This window comes from uncultured Acidovorax sp., assembly GCF_964021665.1.
Classification (GTDB): domain Bacteria; phylum Pseudomonadota; class Gammaproteobacteria; order Burkholderiales; family Burkholderiaceae_C; genus Acidovorax; species Acidovorax temperans.
In genome coordinates, this window is sequence record NZ_CAXIAK010000032.1 from 15,290 (window position 1) to 37,049 (window position 21,760).

Below are 21,760 nucleotides of genomic sequence, written 5' to 3' on the forward strand. Positions count from 1 at the left end.
AGTGCCGCGCAGCCGCCCAGCCCGCTGCGGCGGGCGCTGCGGGCCACTTCTTTTGTCTTCGTCTCGACCTTCGGTGCCTGTGGCTGTTGACGCCCGCACCCGCTAGCGCCGCACCCCTGCGCCTTTTCCATGCCTCTCGCTGAAAGCTCTCCACCTCCAGCCCTTGCGCCCCTCGCCTCGGGCGCTGGCCCGCGCCCCATCGACATCGCCCTGCTCATCAGCGTGTTCGTGGTGGCAGCCTGCGGGCTGCTGTACGAGCTGGCGGCGGGGGCGCTGGCGTCGTATGTGCTGGGCGATTCGGTGTTGCAGTTCTCCACCATCATCGGCACGTATCTGTTTGCCATGGGCGTGGGGTCGTGGTTGTCGCGGTACTTTGAGCGACAACTGCCCGCGCACTTTTTGCGCATCGAGTTGCTGGTGGCGCTGATCGGTGGCGCGCTACCTGCCACATTGTTTCTGGCCAATGCCTACGTGCCGGAGGCGTTCCGCTTCTTGCTGTACGGCATGGTTCTGATGGTGGGCATGCTGGTGGGGCTGGAGATTCCGCTGGTCATGCGCATCTTGAAGCGCAACACCGTGCTCAAGGACCTGGTTTCGCAGGTACTCACGTTCGACTATCTGGGCGCGTTGGCGGTGTCGCTGGCGTTTCCGCTGCTGCTGGTGCCGCAGCTGGGGCTGATTCGCACGGGGCTGCTGTTTGGCCTGATGAACGCGGCCGTAGCGCTGTGGGCGGTGTGGCTGTTTCGCGGTGAGCTGCGCCGCCTGCGCGCCCATGCCGCGGCCTGCGTGCTGGTGCTGGGCACGCTGCTGGCGGGCTTTGTGGGGGCAGACCACATCACCACCCTGGCTGAAGACAAGTTCTACCAGGACCGCATCGTGTTCAGCACCGCATCGCCCTACCAGCGCATCGTGGTCACCCAGGGCAAGGCGGGGCACCGGCTGTTCCTCAACGGCAACCTGCAGTTTGCCGAGCGTGACGAGTACCGCTACCACGAGGCCCTGGTGCACCCGGCCATGGCGGCGCACGGTGCGCCGAAGCGCGTGGCCGTGCTGGGCGGCGGCGACGGCATGGCGGTGCGCGAGATCCTCAAGTACCCCTCGGTCGAATCAGTCACCCTGGTCGAGCTGGACCCGGCCATGACCCAGGCCTTCACGGCCAACCCCATGCTGGCGCGGCTGAACGGTGCTGCACTGCAAAGCCCCAAGCTGCACATCGTCAACACCGATGCCTTCCAGTGGCTGCAGCAGGGGCAGGACACATTCGATGTGATCGTGGTGGACTTCCCTGATCCCACCAATTTCTCCATCGGCAAGCTCTACACCAACAGCTTTTATGCGCTGCTGGACAAGCGCCTGTCCGCCAGCGGCTACGCGGTGGTGCAAACCACTTCGCCCCTGGTGGCACGCCAGAGCTTCTGGACGGTGGTCACCACCATCGAATCGGTGGGCCTGACGGCGCGGCCCTACCACGCGCATGTGCCCAGTTTTGGTGAATGGGGCTTTGTGCTGGCCAGCCGTCGCCCTTGGCGCATGCCCGAGTCGTTGCCCGAGGGGCTGCAGTTCCTGAGCCCGCAAACGCTGCCACTGCTGTTTGATTTCCCGCTGGACATGGCTCGCGTGCCTGCCGAGGTGCAGCGGTTGTCCAACCAGGTGCTGGTGCACACGTACGAGCGCGAGTGGGGCAAGGCAGCGGCGCATTGATTTCTTGCGCAGCCTGCGGTTGGGGCTTTCCCCTCAAGCCGCCTGGTATGCCGTTACCATGCTCTGAAAAGCGGGCAGCGGCGGATGGCCGGCGGCGCGGACCGATGACGAGGGGTGAACTTCCATGCTGAACCAGTTTTTTATCACCAACGCCCCGGCGTTCCCCTTGTTATGGGAGCAACACCACCCGGGGCTGGTGGCGCTGTCGGTGGGCATGGCGGTGCTGGCCTCGGTGCTGGCGCTGCAGATGGCGGGCCTGGCCCGGCGCGCCGACACCCGGTTCATGCGGCAGATGGCGCGGGGGTCCGGAGCAATGGCGCTGGGCGGCGGCATTTGGTCCATGCACTTCATCGGCATGCTGGCCTTCACGGTGTGCGCGCGCGGCCAGTTTGATGCGTGGACCACTGTGCTGTCTCTGCTGCCCAGCGTCGGCGCGTCGTGGGTGGCGCTGGGCTTGCTGATGCGCAGCGAGATCAGCCGCACCGCCCTGGTGGTGGGCGGGGTGCTGGTGGGTGCCGGCATTGGCGCCATGCACTACATCGGCATGGCGGCGTCGCAGTGGGCGCCGGTCATGCGCTACGACCTCTGGGGGTTTGCCGCATCGGTGCTGGTGGCGGTGCTGCTGGCCATCGTGGCCCTGTGGGTGCGGTTTGGGCTGGAGCGCGTGGTGCGCTGGCGTGCCCGTTGGCTCAATGCGGTGGCGGGCGTCGTCATGGGGCTGGCGATTGCCGGCATGCACTACACCGGCATGGCGGCCTTGCGTTTTACCGATGAACCCGACGAACTGGACCTGCTGGCTGCGGCGGGTGGCACGCCCCTGGCGCTGGCCGTCGCGGCGGTGGCGGTGGGCATCGGCCTGCTGGTGCTTGCGATCAACGTCGGCCTGCGCTACCGGCAGATGTTCCTGCAGATGCAACAGAGCGAGTCCCGCTTGCGCGCCATTGCCGACACGGCCGTGGACGGCATGGTGATGATTGATGCGCAGGGCCGCGTGCAGTCCTTCAACGCAGCGGCCGAACGCATCCTGGGCTGGCGCCCCGAGGACGTGGTGGGCCAGAACGTGTCCATCCTGATGCCCGAGCCCGACCGCTCCCGCCACGATACCTACATTCAGCGCTACCTGCAGGGCCAAGGTGGTGGCCTGATCGGCGGCAACGGCCGCGAGGTGCTGGCCCTGCGGCCCGATGGCAGCACGGTGCCCATCCGCCTTTCCATTGGCCGCGTGCCGCTGGACGGCGATCCGGTGTTTGTGGGCTTCATCAACGACCTCACCCAGCGCCGCGCCATGGAGCAGGAGCTGAAGGCCAGCGAGCAACGCCTGCGCTCGCTCATGGCCAACATACCGGGCGTCACCTTCCGCTGCCGCTACGGCGCCGACTGCACCATGCTGTTCATCAGCGATGCGGTGACCGCACTCACGGGCTGGTTGCCGCAGGACTTTCTGGAAGGCCGTGTCAACTTCACCCAGCTCACGCTGCCCGAAGAGGTGGGCCGCTGGTGGGCGGAAGTCTCCACGGCCATCCAGGAGCACCGACCTTACCTCGTGGAGTTTGGCCTGCGGGACCGCGACGGGCGACTGCGCTGGGTGTCGGAAAGCGGCCGCCCCGTGGTGGGCGAAGACGGCCAGGTGCTGTGGATTGACGGCGTCATCATGGACATGACCGCCTTCAAGGAACGCAACGCAGAGTTCGAAAGCATCGTGCGCGCCATCAACCGCGCGCTGGCGGTGGTGGAGTTCGACATGCAGGGCCATGTGCTCCATGCCAATGACAATTTCCTCAATCTGACGGGCTATGACCTCCAGGAGATCGTGGGCCAGCACCACAGCATGTTCTGCGAGCCCGCTTACGTGCAGACCGAGGCGTATGTGCAGTTCTGGGAACAGCTGCGATCTGGCCAACTGGACGCCGGCGAATACCTGCGCCTGGGCAAGGACGGGCGGCGCATCTGGATCCAGGCCACCTACAACCCCATTTTTGACGCGAAGGGCCAGCCCTTCAAGGTCGTCAAGTTTGAGACCGACCTGACCCAGCGCCGCGCCATGGAGCAAGAGCTGCGTGCCGCCAAAGATCGGGCCGAGCAGGCTGCCACGGCGCGCAGCACCTTCCTGGCCAACATGAGCCACGAAATCCGCACGCCGATGAACGCCATCATCGGCTTCACCGAAGCGCTGCTCGACACCTCCCTGGAAGCCGGGCAGCGCCGCCACTTGGCCACCGTGCACCAGGCCGCGCGATCCATGCTGCGCCTGCTCAACGACATTCTGGACACCGCCAAGCTCGAAAAAGGGGCTGTGGAGCTGGAACTGGCCGACTTCTCGGTGCAGGAAGTCTGCGAGCAGATCCTGGCCTCGCCGCGCATCCAGGCGACCAAGAAGGGGCTGGATCTGCAACTGCAAGTCGCGCCTGCGGTGCCCGCCTACCTGCACGGCGATGCGCTGCGCCTGCAGCAGATCTTGCTGAACCTGCTGGGCAATGCACTCAAGTTCACCGAGGCCGGGCGGGTGCAGCTGCGCATTGACTACGAACGCACGGGCACAGGATGGCTGTCGCTGGACGTGGAAGACACCGGCATCGGTATTGCCAGCCAGCACCTGGACCGCATTTTTGACCCCTTCGCGCAGGCCGATGCGTCCACCACGCGCCGCTTTGGCGGCACCGGCCTGGGCACCACCATCACCCGCCAGCTGGCCGAATTGATGGGCGGCACCATCAGCGTGCGCAGCACCGTGGGCGTGGGCACCACCTTCACCGTGCGCCTGCCGCTGCCCGAGGGGCAGCCCGCGCCCGCCCAGCCCACGGCCTTGCCTGGGGTGGCTCTGCCTCCGCTGCGCATCCTGGCGGTGGACGATGTGCCCGCCAACATCGAGCTGCTGCAAATCCACCTCGACCGAGGGCGGCACCAGACCACCATCGCCCGCGATGGGCAAGAGGCCGTCGAGGCGTTCTGCAATGGCCGGTTTGATGTGGTGCTGATGGATTTGCAGATGCCCGGCATGGACGGGCTGGAGGCCACGCGCCGCATCCGCGCCTTCGAGCAGGCGCAACGGCGCAAGCCGGTGCCGGTGATCGCCCTCTCGGCCAGCGTGCTAGAGCAAGACCGGCGCAACGCCCGCGCTGCCGGCATGGACGGCTTTGCCAGCAAGCCGCTGGAGCCCGCTCGCCTGTTCCGCGAAATCGCCCGGGTGCTGAGCCTGCACGCCACCGGCGACGCCATGGACTGGGGCACGCTGGTCACCAACACCCGCCCCTCGGGCCTGGGGGCTCTGGCCGCAGGGGCAGGCCTGCCCCCGGCCATTGACTGGGAACGGGGCCTGCAACTGTGGGGGCAGATGCCACTGCTGCGCGATGCCCTGGCGCGCCTGCTGCAAGAACATGAAGGCACGCCTGCCGCCTTGCAGACCCTGGCCGCCCAGCGCGACCTGGCGGGCGTGCGCGCCCTGGCCCACCGCCTGCGCGGTGCAGCGGGCAACCTGGCCTTGAAGCCGCTGCAAACCCTGACCCAGCGCATTGAGGAAGCCGCTGCCTCGATGGACGCCACGGCGCTGCCGCTGTTGCTGAACCAGCTGCCCACCTCGCTGGCAGCTGTGCACCATGCCTTGGCGCAAGACGCTCGCCAGCCCGCAGGGGCTGTAGCAGAAGGCAGCCTCCATGCGCCGCTGAGCGATGCCCAGGGCACCCGGGCCCGCAGCGCCGCGCAGGCGCTGCAGCAGGCCCTGGAAAATGCCGAACTGGCCCAGCCGCCGCTGGACCTGCTGGCCCAACTGCTGCCTGCCGCGGCCATGGAGCCTTTGCAGGAAGCGATTGACACCTTTGACTTCGACCAGGCCCTGCAGCAGCTGCAGCAGCTGCGCACGCAGTGGATCGATGCGCCCACGGAGAACCCCTCATGAACCCCACCCCCGACCTGCGACCCCGCCTGCTGCTGGTAGACGATGAGCCGACCAACCTGCAGGTGCTGCGCCACATCCTGCAGGCCGACTACCGCCTGCTGTTTGCCACCGACGGCGAACGCGCGCTGCAGGTGGCGCGCGAGCAGCGGCCCGACCTGATCCTGCTCGACGTCATGATGCCCCACCTGGATGGCTATGCGGTGTGCCGTGTGCTCAAGGCCGACGCGGCCACGGCGGCCATTCCGGTGATCTTCATCACCGCGCTCACCGACAGCCAGGACGAAACCGCCGGGTTTGACGTGGGCGCGGTGGACTACATCACCAAGCCCGTCAGCCCGCCCGTGGTGCGCGCGCGGGTGCGCACCCACCTGTCGCTGGTGCGCATGGACGAGCTGCGCGAAACCCGCTTGCAGATCGTGCAGCGCCTGGGCCGCGCGGCCGAGTACAAAGACAACGAAACTGGCCTGCATGTGATCCGCATGAGCCACTTTGCCCAGCTGCTGGCGCTGGCTGCTGGCCACAGCACGGCCTGGGCCGAAGACCTGCTCAACGCCGCGCCCATGCACGACGTGGGCAAAATCGGCATCCCCGACGCCGTGCTGCGCAAGCCCGGCCCGCTCGATGCAGACGAATGGGCCACCATGCGCCGCCACCCCGAAATCGGGGCAGAGATCATTGGCGAGCACCCCTCGGGCGTGCTGCAACTGGCCCGTGAAATTGCCCTGGCCCACCACGAAAAGTGGGACGGCAGCGGCTACCCGCGCGGCCTGGCGGGCGAGGCCATCCCGGTGTCGGCGCGCATCGTGGCGATTGCCGATGTGTTTGATGCCCTCACCACCCGCCGCCCGTACAAGGAACCCTGGCCGGTGCAAGAGGCGATGAGCCACATTGCGGCCCAGGCGGGCAAACACTTCGACCCCGCCCTGGTGGCGCTGTTCGCCCCGCTGCTGCCGCAGTTGCTGGAGATTCGCGCGCGGTGGGCCGAGTGACGATGCAGCGGCGCCACTTTCTGGTCAGCGCTGCTGCCGCATTGCTGGCTGGCTGCCAGCCACCACCACCGGCGCTGGAATTCGCCTTTGCGGGCATCGACCTGGAGCGCGGCCACGCGCTGCGCGACCTGCTGGCCCAGGGGCCGCTGCCCGCGCCCACGCTGGTGCGGCGCGCCCAGGTCATCATCGCGGGCGGCGGCGTGGCCGGGCTGGCGGCGGCGCGCAGCCTGCGCCTGGCCGGGGTGCACGACTTTGCCCTGCTGGAGCTGGAAGACACCCCCGGCGGCAACAGCCGGGCCGGTGCGGTGAATGGCGTGGCCTGCCCGCTGGGCGCGCACTACCTGCCCGTGCCGGGCGACCACGCGCCCGAGGTGCAAGACCTGCTGGAAGAACTGGGCCTGCGCCAGCGCGTGGCCGGGCGCTGGCAGTACGACGAACGCCACCTGTGCCACAGCCCGCAAGAGCGTCTGTTTTTTGAGCGCGAGTGGCAGGAAGGCCTGCTGCCCGTACAAGGCGTGGGCGAAGCCACGCTGGAGCAATACCGCCGCTTCTCGCAGGCCGTGGCCGCTGCCAGTCGTGCTGCCCGCTTCACCATGCCGCAGTTTGCCGCTTTGGATGCAAAAACAGGCCTGGCGCCCGCCCATCAAGCGCTAGATGCTATGACTTTTGAAGCGTGGCTGCAGCAGCAGGGCCTGGACGACGCGCACCTGCGCTGGTACCTGGACTACTGCTGCCGCGACGACTACGGCGCTGGCATTGCCCGCGTGTCGGCCTGGGCCGGGCTGCATTACTTTGCCAGCCGCCACGGCTTTCATGCACCGGGCGAAGCCGTGGCCGAAGACCGCGAAGGCGTGCTGACCTGGCCCGAGGGCAATGGCTGGCTCACCCAGCAACTGGCCGCCCCGCTCAAGGCGCAGGGCCAGTTGCAAACCGGCACTAGCGTGCTGCGCATTGCCGAAAACCGCCGGGGCGTGGAGGTGGATGCCTTCAACCACCACAGCGGCAATGTGGAGCGCTGGCAGGCGCCGCGTTGCATCGTTGCGCTGCCGGTATTTGTCGCGGCGCGCGTGGTGCAAAACCCGCCTGCATTCTTGGCGCAAGCCGCCCAGCGCCTGCAATGGGCACCCTGGGCCGTGACCAACATCCACCTGAACGCGCCGCTGGCCGACCGCCCCGGCGCCGCCCCCGCGTGGGACAACGTCATCTACGGCGACAGCAACCCCGGCGGCCTGGGCTATGTGGATGCGTCGCACCAGAAGCTAGACCCGCGCCCCGGCCCCACCGTGCTCACGTACTACCAGGCCCTGGGCGATGTGGCCGATGCGCGCCAGCAACTGGCCACGCAGGGCGCCGAGCATTGGGGCCGCGCCGCCCTGGCCGCGCTGGCTGGCCCGCACCCTGATGTGGTGCAGCGCGCCACGCGCGTACAGGTCACCCGCTACGGGCACGCCATGTCCATCCCCGTGCCGGGCGTTCAAACATTTTTAAGCCAAATTGGCCTGCAGGGCACGCCAGGTAAGCGCAAGCTGCTATTGAATGGAGAGCGTCAGCGCGCCCTTCCCACCCCCGCCACCGCGCGGCTGGCCTTTGCGCACAGCGACTGGTCGGGTTACTCGGTGTTTGAGGAAGCCTTCACCCGGGGGCATGCGGCGGGGCTCTGGCAGGGGTAGAGGGGTGACGGTCTGGGCCACTGTCATGTGACACGGGCGCTGCACTGTCACACCGCCGTCACGGCTGGTGGGCAAACTGGCGGCATTTTCAAAGCACTATCTTTTGAGTCTTCCCATGTCTGCTGTCACCACTGTCTCTACCGTGTCCTCTGCATCCGCCGCGCCCTCCCTGGTCGCCCGTCTGGCCGCCAACGTGGCCCATGCCAGCAACTGCACCGTGCTGGCGGTTTTGTCTGTCACGGCCCGCGCCTGGGCGCTGCCCGTGGCTCAGCCCTGCGGTATCGCGCTGGCCAAGTAATCCACCCACGCCCGCAGGCGGCTGGGCAAAAATCGGTTCGGCGGGTACAGCAGCCACGCCGTGCCTGAGTAGGCCGTGTCGTGCCGCCATGCCTGCAGCACCCGCACCAGCTCCCCACGCTCCAGCGCGCCCTGTGCGGCAAAGCCCGGCAGGCTGGCAATGCCCAGGCCTGCTATCGCGCCTTCGCGGCGCATTTCACTGTGGTTGACCACGTAGCGCCCGCGCACTGCCACTGTGACCGACTCCGCCTGCCCGCGCTGCGTAAAGCGCCAGCGCCGGTCTCTCGGGTCTTCTCCCAGGTAAATGCAATCGTGCTCCGTCAGCTCGCTCGGGTGCTGCGGTGTGCCGCGCCGTGCCAGATAGGCGGGGCTGGCGCACACGATGTGCTCCACCGCCTCCAGCGGGCGCCCCGCCAGCCCTGGTGGAGGGGTGTCGGTGATGCGGATGGCCAGGTCCACATCTTCAGCAAACAAGTCCACCACCCTGTCGGTCACCACCAGCTGCACATCCACCTGCGGGTGCGCCGCCAAAAACGGGGGCACCAGCGGGTGGATGCGCTGGCGCCCATAGGCCTTGGGCGCGCTCATGCGCACCAGGCCCTGCGGCACATGCGTGTGCCGGTCGGCCAGCTGCATCACATCGCGTGCCGCGGCCTCGAGTGCCTGGCAATGGCCATGGGCGGCGTGGCCTGCTTCGGTCAGCCGCAGCTTGCGGGTGGTGCGCTCCAGCAAGCGCACGCGCAGCAAGCCTTCCAGCCGCGCCACCTGCTTGCTCACCGCCGATGGCGTGGTGCCCAGCACCCGCGCCGCGCCCGAGAAGCTGCCTGCTTCCACCACCCGGGCAAACACGGCCATGTCCGCCAGATGGGGCAGGTGGGCCAGGTGGGCTACTGGGGCCAGGGCTTCATTCGTGCTCATGGGGAACAAATGTTGTTCTGAGATGCCGGATTATCAGCGTGGCAGAGCAAATCTACGATCGGCGGCATGACTTCTTCTGCCGCGGTGTCACCCGCTTCTTCTCTGCCTGCTTCCCCATCCCCCCTGTTGCGCGGGGCCGACCTGGCCCTGCTGTTGGTCGCCATCGTCTGGGGCACCAGCTACGGCGTGGCCAAGGGCGCGCTGGCTTACTACCCCGTGCTGGGTTTTCTGGCGGTGCGCTTCTTGCTCACCACGGCCTTGCTGGCACCGGTGGCGCTGCGCGGCACCACGGCCGCGCAGCGGTGGGGCGCGCTGCGCAAGGGGCTGCCGCTCGGGGCTTTGTTGCTGTCCATCTTTGTGTGCGAGACCTATGGCGTGGCCCACACGCCCGCCAGCCGCGCCGCCTTTCTCATCAGCCTGTGTGTGGTCTTTACCCCCGTGGCCGAATGGGCGCTGATGGGCCAGCGCCCCAGCCGCGCAGTGTGGATGTGCGTGGCAGTGTCGCTGTGCGGCGCACTGCTGCTGGCTGGGGGCTGGCAGGGCGGCTGGAGCGGGGGCGATGCCCTCATGCTGGCCGCCGCCGTGCTGCGCGCCCTCATGGCCTGCGCCACGGCGCGGGCGGCCCGCCACGTCTCGCCCAGCGCTGCCCCGGGCGCGGCCCCCGTGCCCGTGCTGCTGCTCACCACCGTGCAGTCGGCAGTGGTGGGCCTGGGCACCCTGGCCATGGGCTGGGCGCTGCTGCCGCAAGGCCTGCCCCCGCTTCCCACTTGGGCCGCCGCCAGCGCCTTCTGGTGGGCCACCGCCTACCTGGTGCTGGGCTGTACCGTGTTTGCCCTGGTGGCGCAAAACTGGGCCCTCAAACACACCAGCCCCAGCCGCGTGGGCCTGCTCACCGGCACCGAGCCCGCCTGGGGCGCGCTGTTTGCCGTGGCCTGGCTGGGCGAAAGCCTGGGGCCGCAAGGCTGGCTGGGCGGGGCGCTGGTGGTGGGGGCTGCACTGTGGATGGCACGGCGGTGAGGGGAGTCGCTGACACCTGCGTCACACCCGCGTCACACCCGCGTCACATCCCCCCGGCAAGGTGGCGCCTTTCATTTTGTGAACCCTTGCCACCATGTCTGCTTTCTTCTCTCTGAATCGCCTGGCTGCCAGCGTTGCGCTGGCTTGCGTTGCCCTGTCGCCAGCCTTCACCGCTCACGCGCAGCAAGCCTTCCCCGCCACGCTGGCGGGCCACGCCGTGATGCCTGCACTCACCGTGATTCCCGCGCCCGCAGACGCCCCGGCCGACCTGCGCCACGCTGGCAAGTTCACCACCGCCCAGCGCGTGGAAAAGCTGGGCTCGGTGATGGGTTTGTCTGCCGGCCGCCCCACAGGCATCAGCCTGCCTTTTGATGGCCAGCCGGTGCAGGGCCACTCCGGCATCAAGCGCATGGCCGACGGCAGTTTCTGGCTGCTGACGGACAACGGCGCTGGCTCCAAGGCCAACTCGCCCGACTTCATGCTGCACCTGAGCCACTACACCGTGGACTTCCAGAGCGGCCAGTTCAGCCGCCAAAAGACCGTCTTCCTGCACGACCCCGACAAGAAAGTGCCCTTCCGCATCACGCAAGAAGGCACCGACAAGCGCTACCTGACGGGCGCGGACTTCGACCCCGAGAGCTTCCAGTTCGCCGGTGGCGCGCTGTGGATTGCGGAAGAGTTTGGCCCCTACCTCATCAAGGCCGACCTGAACGGCAAGGTGCTGGCCGTGTTCGACACCAAGGTGGACGGCAAGGTCGTGCGCTCGCCCGACGCGCCTGGCGTGCTGATGCCCGGTGCTCCTGACGCAAAGCCCACGGCGTTTGACGTGAAGCGCTCCAAGGGTTTTGAAGGCATGGCCGCCAGCAAGGACGGCAGCAAGCTCTACGCCCTGCTCGAAGGCGCGCTGTGGAACGAGGCGGCCAAGGCCTACGAAAACGTGGGCGGCAAGCAGGTCCTGCGCGTGCTCGAATTCGACGTGAAGAGCGAGCAGTGGACGGGCCGCCACTGGAAGTACGTGCTGGAGGCCAACCACCACGCGATTGGCGACTTCAACATGATCGACAACACGACCGGTTTGATCATCGAGCGCGACAACGGCGAAGGCACGGCCGACAAGGCCTGCCCCGCAGACCAAAAGCGCACCGACTGCTTCCACGACCTGGCCAAGTTCAAGCGCGTGTACAAGATCGAGATGAGCGATGCCAATGTGGGCGGCGAGATCCGCAAGATCGGCTACATCGACCTCATGAACATCCAGGACCCCCAGCGCCTGGCCAAGAAGCCTTTGACGAACGGCGTGCTCGCCTTCCCGTTCTTCACCATTGAAAACGTGGACGTGGTGGACGACAAGCACATCGTGGTCGGCAACGACAACAACCTGCCCTTCAGCTCCAGCCGCGACCCGAACAAGGCCGACGACAACGAGCTGGTGCTGCTGCAGGTGGAGGCGCTGCTCAAGGCGCGTTGACAGCCTGCCGATGCAGCGCTGAGGCTGCCGCAAGGCACCTTGTTCAAAGAAAAACACCCAGGGCCTGCATTGCAACCCTGGGTGTTTTTCGCGTGTGGGGTGGGGCGTTGAAAGTCCTTAGAACAGGCTCTCAGCCCAGCCAGTCCTTCTTCGGCACCTTGTCGGCCTTGTTCTCGACCGGGTTGGCCGTGAGGTACTGGGGCGCGTACTGGCGCAAAAACTCTTTGGCCTTTTCCTGGCGGGCCGTCAGCCAGGCGTCGTAGGCGCCTTCGTTCAGGATGGCGGGCATGCTTTTTTCGCTGCCCGGCTGCTGGTAGCGGTTGAGCAGCGCGTGGTTGTTGGCGTTCACCGTCAGCAGGGCGTAGCTGATGATGACTTCGCCATCCGCGCCCCGCCAACGCGCCCACAGGCCCGCAACACCCATCGGTTTGCCGTCCACCCGGGCAATGCGCGTGGGCACGGCTTTGCCGCTGCGGTAGTCGTCGGCGTAAAACGACTGCATGGGCACGATGCAGCGCTGGCCCTGCAGCCACGCTTCACGAAACGCCGTGCCGGTGGACGCCAAATCCGACTTGGCCGTGACCAGCTTGGGTGCGCGCAGCTTGGCGTCTGATGCTGACTTGACCCAGTGCGGCACCAGCCCCCACTGCGCCGGCACCAGCACGCGGGTGCGGTCGGCCGGTGGTGGGGTGGCGGTGTCATCCGCCGCGTTGAACTCAACGGCACCTGCCGCCAGAGGGGCGGCTGGCTCGGGCGACAGCAGCGCCGTGGCCACCGCCTGGTGCACGATGAAGCAGCCAGGCTTGCGCGGCCACAGCAGTCGCTCGCCCAGCGCTGCGGGGGGCTCCACGCCAAAAGCCTCTCGGTAGGTGTCTTCGTGGCGCAGGGTTTCGTACTGGGTGGTCATGGGTGGATCGTACCTTGTTCGACAAAGGCTATGCATAAAAATGCCATCCAGCGCTTGTGCAATAAGCGCTGCAAGCTATAAAAAAGCTAGCATTTTGGGTGCGGGCAATGTACGGTGGCGCTCCGTGGTGACTTGCGTCAAGCCGGGTGTCGCCTGCGTTCTGACACGGGCGGGCGCGGTTTTCACAATGGCCGCATGGACTTCAACCCCTCTCCCTTGGCCCGGCAGATGTGCGACCGGCTCAACGCCTTCATCGACCGCTACGTGCTGCCCTACAACGCCGCCTGGCATGCCGCCGTGCAGGCGGGCGACTACCCGCCGCCGTTTCTGGAAGACCTCAAGGCCCTGGCGCGCGAAGAAGGGCTGTGGAACCTGTTCCTGCCCACGCTGCGCGATGACGAGCCCGGCACGCGCCTGTCGAATCTGGACTACGCGCCGCTGGCCGAAGCCATGGGCCGCCTGCCCTGGGCGGCCGAGGTGTTCAACTGCAGCGCCCCTGACACCGGCAACATCGAGCTGCTGCACCGCTTTGCCAGCCCCGCGCAGCGCGCCCAGTGGCTGCAGCCACTGCTGCACGGCCAGTGCCGGTCGGCCTTCGCGATGAGCGAGCCGGACGTGGCTTCGTCCGATCCCACCAACCTGCAGACCACCGTGCGGCGAGAGGGCGACACCCTGGTGCTCAACGGCCGCAAGTGGTTCATCACCGGCGCAGCGCACCCGCAGTGCCAGTTGCTCATCGTGCTGTGCCGCAATACCGACGCCGATGAGAGTGCCGATCCCGACAGCCACCACCGCCACAGCATGGTGCTGGTGCCCGTGGGCACGCCGGGGGTGGAGGTGGTGCGCAACATCCATGTGCTGCACCACCATGCGCCCGAAGGGCATTGCGAAATTCGCCTGCACAACGTGCGTGTGCCCGCCACTGCGTTGCTGGGCGAATGGGGGCAGGGCTTTGCCATGGCGCAGGCGCGCCTGGGGCCGGGGCGGGTGCACCACTGCATGCGCACCATTGGCCAGTGTGAGCTGGCCTTGCAACTGGCGGCAGAACGCGCGCTGGAACGCCACGCCTTTGGCAAGCCGCTGTCTGAACAAGCCAATGTGCAGGAGTGGCTGGCCGATTCACGCATCGAGATCGACCAGGCGCGCTGGCTGGTGCTGCACGCCGCCTGGCTGCTGGACCAGGGGGACGCCGCCGAGCCCCGGCAGGTGCGCGCGCAAGTGGCTGCCATCAAAGTGGTGGCTGCGCGGCTGCAGCAGCGCGTGGTAGACAGGGCCATGCAGATTTTTGGCGCCATGGGCCTCTCGCCCGATACGCCGCTGGCCGCCTTCTGGACCTGGGGCCGCGCCCTGCGCCTGATGGATGGGCCGGATGAGGTGCACCTGCGCACCGTGGCCCGGCAGGTGCTGGCCCAGGCGCGCGCGGGCCTGGGCAGCCACACGGCTTACTTCACCACCCCCGAGCAGCTGGCGGCCCCGCCGCATCTGCAGGCTTGATGAATCTTGGGCTGAGCTTGGCCAGCCCGGGGCTGCACGCTTTTAGAGCGGCTAAAAAACTCAGCGTAGCGGTTCTGGCTAGGCACCGCGTCGCAGGCAGTACGCGTAGTACGACAAGACGCGGCAACGACGCCAGAAGAGTTTTGTTAGCCGCTCTAAGCGCGAAAAAACTGTCCCAGCACGCCCATCAGGTCGCTGCTGTTGCCCAGGCCGCCCTGGGGCATCTGGCCTTGGGGCGTGAGGCGGTCCACCAGGCCGGGCAGCAGTTGGCTGAGCTGCTGGGCCACATCGGCCGGGGCGGCGCCCACCTGGCTGCCCAATTGCGCCAGCGTGCCCTGGCCCAGCACGCTGGCCAGTTGCTCGCCCGAGATCGGCAGGTTGGCACCCGTGCCAATCCACGACTGCAGCACGTTGCCCAGCCCCGCTTGCTGAAAGCGCTCTACCAGCCCCGCCAGCCCACCGTGCGCGCCATCGTTGCTGAGCAGCGACAGCACGGCCTGCACCAGCTGCGGGTTTTGGGCGGCCATGCCCAGCAGCCCGCCCAGGCCACCGCCTGCGGCGTTGCCCCCTGCTTGGCCAGCGTTGTTCAAGACTGCGCCGACGACTGAATCGAATAAACCCATGGTGCTGCTCCCTGTGAAACCGTTGAAAAGGCAGGCGGGTTGTCCCACCGCTGCGCGGCACGGGCTGAGGGCCGGTTCAGGCCGTGGCACCGTGTGCGTGGGGCAGTGTGCCGCAAGCGGCCATAGGCCTGCGGAGCCAATGGTCAACTTGTGCAAACCGAGGGCAGGGTCTCAGCTGCAGCTGCCCAGCGTCTTGCCTGCCATGGCGGGGCGCAGGGTGGCCAGCCACTGCTGGCGCTGGGCGTCGGTCACTGCGGGCAGCTTGAGCACGAAGCCGGGGGCGGCCTGGCGCTCCAGCACCACGCGGGCGGTGCGCACGCCCTGGGCGTTCAAGGTGGTCAGGCCCCGCTGCGCAGCCTCTTCGGTCGAGAAGCGGCCCAGCGACAGGCCCAGTTCCAGCGTGCCGCCTGCGCGGTCAAAGTCCACTTTGCGGGCGCGCAGCTCGGCGCGCTTTTTGTCCAGCGTCTCCTGGTCATCAAAGCGGCCCATGTAGATCATCCAGCGCCCGGTGATGGGCGTGGGCTCCAGCGTCCAGCTGCCCTGGGGCAGGCTGGCGGCGGCAGTGCGCAGGGCGGTGGCCTGCTTGTCGTCAAAGATGCCCGCCTGCAGGCATTCGCCCGCATCAGCCGGGGCGGCTGCCGTGGGGACAGGGGCCGATGCGGCAGTGTCGGCCGCTGGGGCAGCAGCCGGTGCGGGTGGCGGCGTGGGGTTGTTGGTGGCGCCCTGGGCGCGCAGCACTTTCAGTGTTTCGGGGCGAATTTGCTGCTGCAGGCGCTGCGGCTCGGCCTGCTCGGGGGTGACCAGGCCTGCGCTGCGCAACCAGCCCTGGGTGTAGGCGTAGTAACCGGCATTGGCCAGCAGCAGGGCGATGACGGCAAGGCGCAGCATGGGCAGGGCTTTTTCAGAAGGGGTGTCAGAGGGTAGAGAGCACGGCGGGGCGCACGCTGATTTCAGCGCTGGTCACGGCCTGCATGCCCTGGGCGGTGTGCACCAGCAGCGCGCCGTCTTCGCCCACGCCGTGGGCGGTGCCGGTCTGGCCGTCGCTCAGCGTCACGGGGCGGCCCTGCAGCACATCGCGTGCGGCAAAGCGGGGCTGCACGGGCGCAAAGCCGCAGGCCTCAAAGCCCTGCAACATGGCCACCAGCGGGGGCACGATGCGCAGCAGGGCGGCGGGGGCGTCCAGGCCGGGCTCCACGTCCTGCAGGCAGCCGGGGGGCATGCTCATGCCCTCGCCGCTGCGGGGCAGCACATTGATGCCAATGCCCACCACCACGTAGCGGGCAGCGGTGCCATGGGCGGGGGCAGGGTGCGCAGCCTGGGGTGCCACAAAGCTGGCGGTCTCCACCAGAATGCCGCCCAGTTTGCGGTCGCCGCTCAGCCACAGGTCATTGGGCCATTTCAGGCCAATGCGCGGAGGCTGGCCCGGCTCCAGCGGGGGCAGGGTGGGCTGCAGGCTCTCGGCCACGCTCACCCCCACGGCCAGCGACAGGCCGGACCAGTCCCTGGGCGCCATGGGCAGGCCCAGCGACAGCATGAGGGAAGCCCCCACATCGCTCTGCCACACGCGGCCCAGGCGGCCGCGCCCGGCGGTTTGCTGCTCTGCCACCAGCAGGGTGGGCTCGGTCTGCCCGGCACGGGCGCGGCGCATCAGCTCGGTGTTGGTCGAATCGATGCTGGGCAGCACTTCCACCGTGAAGCCCGGCAGCAGCGGGGCCACGGCCTCCCAGACGGCCTCGGCAGGCCAGCGGATGGGGGCGGTCATGCCTTGCGGCCCTTGTTGGCTTCGGTGGCCTTGCCGGTCTTTGGTGCCTTGGCTTTGGCCGTGCGGGGCTCTGGCGCAGGCAGGTCGGGCATGGGCGGGCGCCAGCCGCGCTTGGGGGCCAGCAGCGTGCCGCGGCAGGTGGCGGCCCCGCACCAGCAGGGGTACTCGGCCTTCAGCTTGGGCGTGTAGCGCTCTTCAATGATCAGGCCGTAGTCGTAGTTCAGCTCTTCGCCCGCCTTGATATTGCGCAGCGCGGTGATGAAAATGCGGCCGTCCCGCTCGTCGGCGAAGCAATTGGGGTCGCAGCTGTGGTTGATCCAGCGGGCCGAGTTGCCGCCGTAGTTGGCGTCAATCACCCGGTCTTCGTCCACATGGAAGTAGAACGTGTGGTTGGGCTGGCTGGGGTCATGGGGGTGGCGGTCTTGCGCCTCCTGCCAGCTGATGATTTCGCCGGTGTATTCCACCAGCACTTCGCCGGCGGCGATGTCCTGCAGGGCAAAAACTCCCCTGCCGTGCACGCCCGAGCGCCGGGTCTGGATGCGGCGGCCGGTGTGGGCGTTGGGGTCGGCAGGCGTTGCATTGCGGGCCATGGCTAAAACTCTGTTAACTTGATGGTGCACACATGTGTGTGCGGGCGCGTGTGTGCGTGTGCATGCGCGCGAGAACCGAATTGTAGAAGCGCCCGCTGTGCGGGCAACCAGAACGACTGGCGAGAAACCGAAAATGACCAAGACCCTGGTAATTGCAGAAAAACCCTCAGTGGCGCAGGACATCGTGCGCGCGCTGACGCCCGTGGCGGGCAAGTTTGAAAAGCACGAAGACCACTTCGAGAACGACCGCTATGTGGTCACCAGCGCCGTAGGCCACCTGGTGGAGATCCAGGCCCCCGAGCAGTTTGACGTGAAGCGCGGCAAGTGGAGCTTTGCCCACCTGCCCGTGATCCCGCCGTACTTTGACTTGAAGCCCGTGGACAAGACCAAGAGCCGCCTGAACGCGGTGGTCAAGCAGGCCAAGCGCAAGGACGTGACCGAAATCATCAACGCCTGTGACGCGGGCCGCGAAGGGGAGCTGATCTTTCGCCTGATCGAGCAGTACGCGGGCGGCAGCAAACCGCTGGGCAAACCCGTCAAGCGCCTGTGGCTGCAGTCCATGACGCCCCAGGCCATCCGCGACGGCTTCGAGAGCCTGCGCTCTGATCAGCAAATGGCGGGCCTGGCCAGCGCGGCCCGCAGCCGCTCGGAGGCCGACTGGCTGGTCGGCATCAACGGCACGCGCGCCATGACGGCGTTCAACTCGCGCGATGGCGGCTTCTTCCTGACCACCGTGGGCCGGGTGCAGACGCCCACGCTGTCGCTGGTGGTGGAGCGCGAAGAAAAGATCCGCAAGTTTGTGAGCCGCGACTACTGGGAAATCCACGCCACCTTTGGCGCCGAAGCGGGCGAGTACCCCGCCAAGTGGTTCGACCCTAAGTGGAAGAAGGGCGAGGACGCGGAGGCCAAGGCCGACCGCGTATGGTCTGCCGCCGAGGCACAAGCGATTGCCAACGCCGTGCGCGGCAAGCAGGCCACGGTCACCGAGGAGAGCAAGCCCACCACCCAGGCATCGCCTTTGCTGTTCGACCTGACCAGCCTGCAGCGCGAGGCCAACGGCAAGTTCGGCTTCTCGGCCAAAACCACGCTGGCCCTGGCCCAAAGCCTGTACGAACGCCACAAGGCCCTGACCTACCCCCGTACCGACTCGCGCGCGCTGCCCGAAGACTATTTGCCCGTGGCCAAGCAAACGTTTGAAATGCTGGCCGACAGCGGCATGCGCCACCTGGCGCCGCACGCGCTCACCGCGCTGAACAACAACTACATCCGCCCGTCCAAGCGCATCTTTGACAACAGCAAGGTCAGCGATCACTTTGCCATCATCCCCACCACACAGGCCCCATCGGGCTTGAGCGAAGCCGAGCAAAAGCTGTACGACCTGGTCGTGCGCCGCTTCATGGCCGTGTTCTTCCCCAGCGCTGAATACACCGTCACCACCCGCATCAGCACCGTCGCTGCCGCGCCGGGCCGCCCCAAGCAAGGCGCGGCCCCCTCGGGGGGCAGCGAACCACACGAAGTGGGGAGCGTGGGGGCCACATCCGTGCACAGCTTCAAGACCGAAGGCAAGGTGCTGGTCAAGCCGGGCTGGCTGGCCATCTATGGCAAGGAAGCAGCCGACGAAGTCGAAGGCGGCAAGGATGGCGACAAGGGCCAGAACCTGGTGCCGGTCAAACCTGGCGAAATGGTCAACACCTTGCAGGTCGATCCCAAGGGCCTCAAGACCAAGCCGCCCGCCCGCTACTCTGAAGCGACGCTGCTCGGCGCCATGGAAAGCGCGGGCAAGCAGATCGACGACGACGAGCTGCGCGAAGCCATGCAGGAAAAGGGCCTGGGCACGCCAGCCACCCGCGCGGCCATCATCGAAGGCCTGCTGACCGAAAAGTACATGCTGCGCGAAGGCCGCGAGATCATCCCCACGGCCAAGGCGTTCCAATTGATGACGCTGCTGCGCGGGCTGGAGGTGGAAGAACTCTGCCGCGCCGACCTCACCGGCGAGTGGGAATACAAGCTCTCGCAGATGGAAAAGGGCCAGCTCAGCCGCGAAGCCTTCATGGCCGAGATTGCCGCCATGACCGAGCGCATGGTCAAGAAGGCCAAGGAATACGACCGCGACACCATCCCTGGCGACTACGCCACGCTGCAATCTCCCTGCCCCAACTGCGGCGGCGTAGTGAAGGAGAACTACCGCAGGTACGCCTGCGTGGGCAAGGCGGGCGGTGAAGGTTGCGGGTTCAGCTTTGGCAAGTCGCCCGCCGGCCGCACCTTTGAAACGGCCGAGGCCGAACAGCTGCTGCGCGACAAGAAGATCGGCCCGCTGGAGGGCTTTCGCTCCAAGGCGGGCTGGCCGTTCACGTCCGAGATCGTCATCAAGTACGACGACGAGGCGCACAACTACAAGCTCGAATTCGACTTTGGCGATGACAAGAATGCCGAAGAATCGGGCGAGCTGGTGGAGTTTGAAGACGCCTCGCTGGGTGCCTGCCCCATCTGCGGATCGGAAGTGCACGAACACGGCAGCAACTACGTGTGCAGCAAGGCCGTGCCCACTGCCGCACAGCCCACGCCCAGCTGCACCTTCAAGAGCGGCAAGATCATCCTGCAGCAGCCCGTGGAGCGCGAGCAGATGCACAAGCTGCTGGAGACCGGCAAGACCGACCTGCTCGACAAGTTCGTGAGCATGCGCACGCGCCGCAACTTCAAGGCCCACCTGGCGTGGGACAAGGAGGCGGGCAAGGTCAACTTTGAATTTGCGCCCAGCAAGTTCCCACCCCGCCCCGGCGCTGCGGCCAAAACAGCCGCAGCCAAGGCAGGCAAGACCACCGCAACCGCCAAAAAAGCCCCTGCAAAGAAGGCCGCAGCCAAAACCACCGCCGCCAAAGCGCCGCGCAAGGCCGCCGCAGGCAAGGCCCCCAGCGCCGCGCTGGCTGCCGTCATCGGCACCGAGCCGGTGGCCCGCCCCGAGGCCGTCAAGAAGATGTGGGAATACATCAAGGCCCACAACCTGCAAGACCCCAAGGACAAGCGCACCATCGTCGCCGACGACAAGCTGCGCGCCGTGTTTGGCAAAGACAGCGCAGGCATGTTCGAGCTGGCAGGCATTTTGGGCAACCACCTGGGCGGCGACGCATGACGCCGCTGGCCTGCGCAAGGGCCTGGGCGTTGTGCGCAGCGCTGGGCCTGCTCGCGGGTTGCGCGGGCACGCCCCCGGCCGGGGGCGATGCCTCGGGCCCTTTGTACAAACGTAGCAGCGGCCCCCAGGGCAACGCTGTGACGGACGTGGGCGGTGGCAGCAGCGGCGTCACCGTCTACGGCGAGATTGACCTGGGCGTAGGTCGGCGGCGCTAAGAGCGGCTAACAAAACTCTTCTGGCGTCGTTGCTGTGTCTTGTCGTACTGCTCGTACTGCCTACGACACAGTGCCTAGCCAGAACCGCTTCGCTGAGTTTTGTTAGCCGCTCTAAGCCCGCGCGGCTTGGCTCGGCCCCTGCGGCCCCAGCGCTGCGCCCCGCAGCGCTTTCCAGCCCCTGCATACCTGAGGATTCCCGTTGGCGACCGTTCACCCGTACCAACCCAAGCACATCACCCCCACCGACGAGCAAGTCGCCGTGCAGATGTCGGCCGAGCGCACCCTCATCATCGAGGCCAACGCAGGTGCCGCCAAAACCACCACGCTGGCACTGCGCATGGCCCAGGCGTGGACCACCGGCATGCCGCCCGAGCGCTGCCTGGCCCTCACTTACACCGACACCGCCTGCCAGGCCCTGCAGGCAGCGCTGCGCAAGATTGGCGTGCCGGCGCCCGTGGTGGCGCGCTTTCGCATCGCCAGCTTTGACGCCTTTTGCGCCGCCATGCTGCAAGAGCCCTACGGCCCGCCCGTAGAGCAGATCGACACCCAGGAAGCCCTGCGCCCCTACGTGTGGGAGGCCGTGCAGCGCATCGAGGCCAACGAATCCGAGCGCTGGCCCGAAGAGCTGCAACTGCCCAGCGCGGGCGATGCGGGTTTTATCGAAGACTTTCTGGCCATGGCCCTGTTGCTCAAAGGCACGTTGAAAGACGACCTGGAGCGCGACGATGGCCCCGCCACGCCCGACTATGCGGGCGACCTGGGCATTGGCTACACCCAGCTCAAGGTGTTTCGTGCGTACGAACGCATCCGCCGCCGCGAGCTGGCCGACGAGCCGCTGTTTCGCGGCCCCTACGACGCCACCTACGACCTGGCCCGCCGCCTGCTCGAAGGCGACACCGCCGCCAGCCTGCGGCCCTGGCCGCGCAACCTGCAAATGCTGCTGGTGGACGAGATGCATGACATGAATGCCGCGTCGTTCCGCGTGCTGCGCGAGCTGCTGGATTCGACCCAGTGCCAGTTCTGCGGCGTGGGCGACCGCGACCAGGTCATCTACGGCGCCCATGGGGCCGACGCCGTGTACATGGGC

General features: G+C 67.4%; 17 protein-coding genes. 11 read left to right on the forward strand and 6 right to left on the reverse strand.

What is annotated here, in order from left to right; all coding sequences use genetic code 11:
* The first annotated feature begins 129 nt into the window (after window positions 1-129).
* The 5 genes from AADJ04_RS09030 to AADJ04_RS09050 all read left to right on the forward strand — a co-directional run bounded on the left by AADJ04_RS09030 (window position 130) and on the right by AADJ04_RS09050 (window position 8,550).
* Window positions 130-1,701 (forward strand): polyamine aminopropyltransferase, encoded by a 1,572-nt coding sequence (locus AADJ04_RS09030; RefSeq protein WP_341239404.1) that lies wholly within the window; start codon window positions 130-132, stop codon window positions 1,699-1,701.
* 124 nt (window positions 1,702-1,825) lie between these two features.
* Window positions 1,826-5,593, forward strand: coding sequence for a PAS domain S-box protein (locus AADJ04_RS09035; RefSeq protein WP_341239405.1), 3,768 nt, complete (start codon window positions 1,826-1,828; stop codon window positions 5,591-5,593).
* The gene (locus AADJ04_RS09040) at window positions 5,590-6,582 is read left to right on the forward strand and encodes a two-component system response regulator (RefSeq protein WP_207374394.1); all 993 of its coding nucleotides are present in this window, start codon (window positions 5,590-5,592) and stop codon (window positions 6,580-6,582) included. The genes AADJ04_RS09035 and AADJ04_RS09040 overlap by 4 nt, the downstream gene beginning before the upstream one ends.
* Before the next feature lie 2 nt (window positions 6,583-6,584).
* Complete coding sequence (locus AADJ04_RS09045) at window positions 6,585-8,252, forward strand: FAD-dependent oxidoreductase (RefSeq protein WP_341239420.1); 1,668 nt, start codon at window positions 6,585-6,587, stop codon at window positions 8,250-8,252.
* A gap of 115 nt (window positions 8,253-8,367) precedes the next feature.
* Window positions 8,368-8,550, forward strand: coding sequence for a hypothetical protein (locus tag AADJ04_RS09050; RefSeq protein WP_044396192.1), 183 nt, complete (start codon window positions 8,368-8,370; stop codon window positions 8,548-8,550).
* Here the strand turns inward: AADJ04_RS09050 and AADJ04_RS09055 are convergent.
* Entirely contained in the window at window positions 8,520-9,467 is a 948-nt protein-coding gene (locus AADJ04_RS09055) for a LysR family transcriptional regulator (RefSeq protein WP_341239406.1), read from the reverse strand. The two genes, AADJ04_RS09050 and AADJ04_RS09055, sit on opposite strands and share 31 nt — an antisense overlap.
* 66 nt (window positions 9,468-9,533) lie before the next feature.
* Here AADJ04_RS09055 and AADJ04_RS09060 point away from each other — a divergent pair, with 66 nt between their 5' ends.
* Window positions 9,534-10,484, forward strand: coding sequence for a DMT family transporter (locus AADJ04_RS09060; protein WP_341239407.1), 951 nt, complete (start codon window positions 9,534-9,536; stop codon window positions 10,482-10,484).
* Between the two features lie 94 nt (window positions 10,485-10,578).
* Entirely contained in the window at window positions 10,579-11,952 is a 1,374-nt protein-coding gene (locus AADJ04_RS09065; RefSeq protein WP_341239408.1) for an esterase-like activity of phytase family protein, read from the forward strand.
* Between the two features lie 130 nt (window positions 11,953-12,082).
* On the opposite strand, the gene AADJ04_RS09070 is transcribed toward AADJ04_RS09065, so the two are convergent.
* The gene (locus tag AADJ04_RS09070; protein WP_341239409.1) at window positions 12,083-12,859 is read right to left on the reverse strand and encodes an SOS response-associated peptidase family protein; all 777 of its coding nucleotides are present in this window, start codon (window positions 12,857-12,859) and stop codon (window positions 12,083-12,085) included.
* A 195-nt stretch (window positions 12,860-13,054) separates the two neighbouring features.
* Here AADJ04_RS09070 and AADJ04_RS09075 point away from each other — a divergent pair, with 195 nt between their 5' ends.
* On the forward strand, window positions 13,055-14,353 hold the full coding sequence (locus AADJ04_RS09075; RefSeq protein ID WP_341239410.1) for an acyl-CoA dehydrogenase family protein: 1,299 nt from the start codon (window positions 13,055-13,057) through the stop codon (window positions 14,351-14,353).
* Window positions 14,354-14,508: 155 nt separating this feature from the next.
* On the opposite strand, the gene AADJ04_RS09080 is transcribed toward AADJ04_RS09075, so the two are convergent.
* The 4 genes from AADJ04_RS09080 to AADJ04_RS09095 form a co-directional block, all read right to left on the reverse strand.
* Window positions 14,509-14,976, reverse strand: a complete 468-nt coding sequence (locus AADJ04_RS09080; RefSeq protein WP_341239411.1) for a YidB family protein — start codon at window positions 14,974-14,976, stop codon at window positions 14,509-14,511.
* A 171-nt stretch (window positions 14,977-15,147) separates the two neighbouring features.
* Window positions 15,148-15,864 carry an SPOR domain-containing protein gene (locus AADJ04_RS09085; protein ID WP_341239412.1) on the reverse strand — a complete coding sequence of 239 codons (717 nt, stop codon included), beginning with the start codon at window positions 15,862-15,864 and terminating at the stop codon, window positions 15,148-15,150.
* Window positions 15,865-15,889: 25 nt separating this feature from the next.
* Window positions 15,890-16,738 carry a biotin--[acetyl-CoA-carboxylase] ligase gene (locus tag AADJ04_RS09090; RefSeq protein WP_341239413.1) on the reverse strand — a complete coding sequence of 283 codons (849 nt, stop codon included), beginning with the start codon at window positions 16,736-16,738 and terminating at the stop codon, window positions 15,890-15,892.
* Window positions 16,735-17,328 carry an SET domain-containing protein-lysine N-methyltransferase gene (locus AADJ04_RS09095; RefSeq protein WP_341239414.1) on the reverse strand — a complete coding sequence of 198 codons (594 nt, stop codon included), beginning with the start codon at window positions 17,326-17,328 and terminating at the stop codon, window positions 16,735-16,737. The genes AADJ04_RS09090 and AADJ04_RS09095 overlap by 4 nt, the downstream gene beginning before the upstream one ends.
* A 133-nt stretch (window positions 17,329-17,461) precedes the next feature.
* On the opposite strand from AADJ04_RS09095, the gene AADJ04_RS09100 reads away from it, so the two are divergent.
* The 3 genes from AADJ04_RS09100 to AADJ04_RS09110 form a co-directional block, all read left to right on the forward strand.
* Window positions 17,462-20,458 (forward strand): DNA topoisomerase III, encoded by a 2,997-nt coding sequence (locus tag AADJ04_RS09100; RefSeq protein ID WP_341239415.1) that lies wholly within the window; start codon window positions 17,462-17,464, stop codon window positions 20,456-20,458.
* Window positions 20,455-20,673 carry a hypothetical protein gene (locus tag AADJ04_RS09105; protein WP_341239416.1) on the forward strand — a complete coding sequence of 73 codons (219 nt, stop codon included), beginning with the start codon at window positions 20,455-20,457 and terminating at the stop codon, window positions 20,671-20,673. Before AADJ04_RS09100 ends, AADJ04_RS09105 begins: the two co-directional genes overlap by 4 nt.
* Before the next feature lie 199 nt (window positions 20,674-20,872).
* Window positions 20,873-21,760: UvrD-helicase domain-containing protein (locus tag AADJ04_RS09110; RefSeq protein ID WP_341239417.1), on the forward strand; the 888-nt coding region annotated here is incomplete at its 3' end.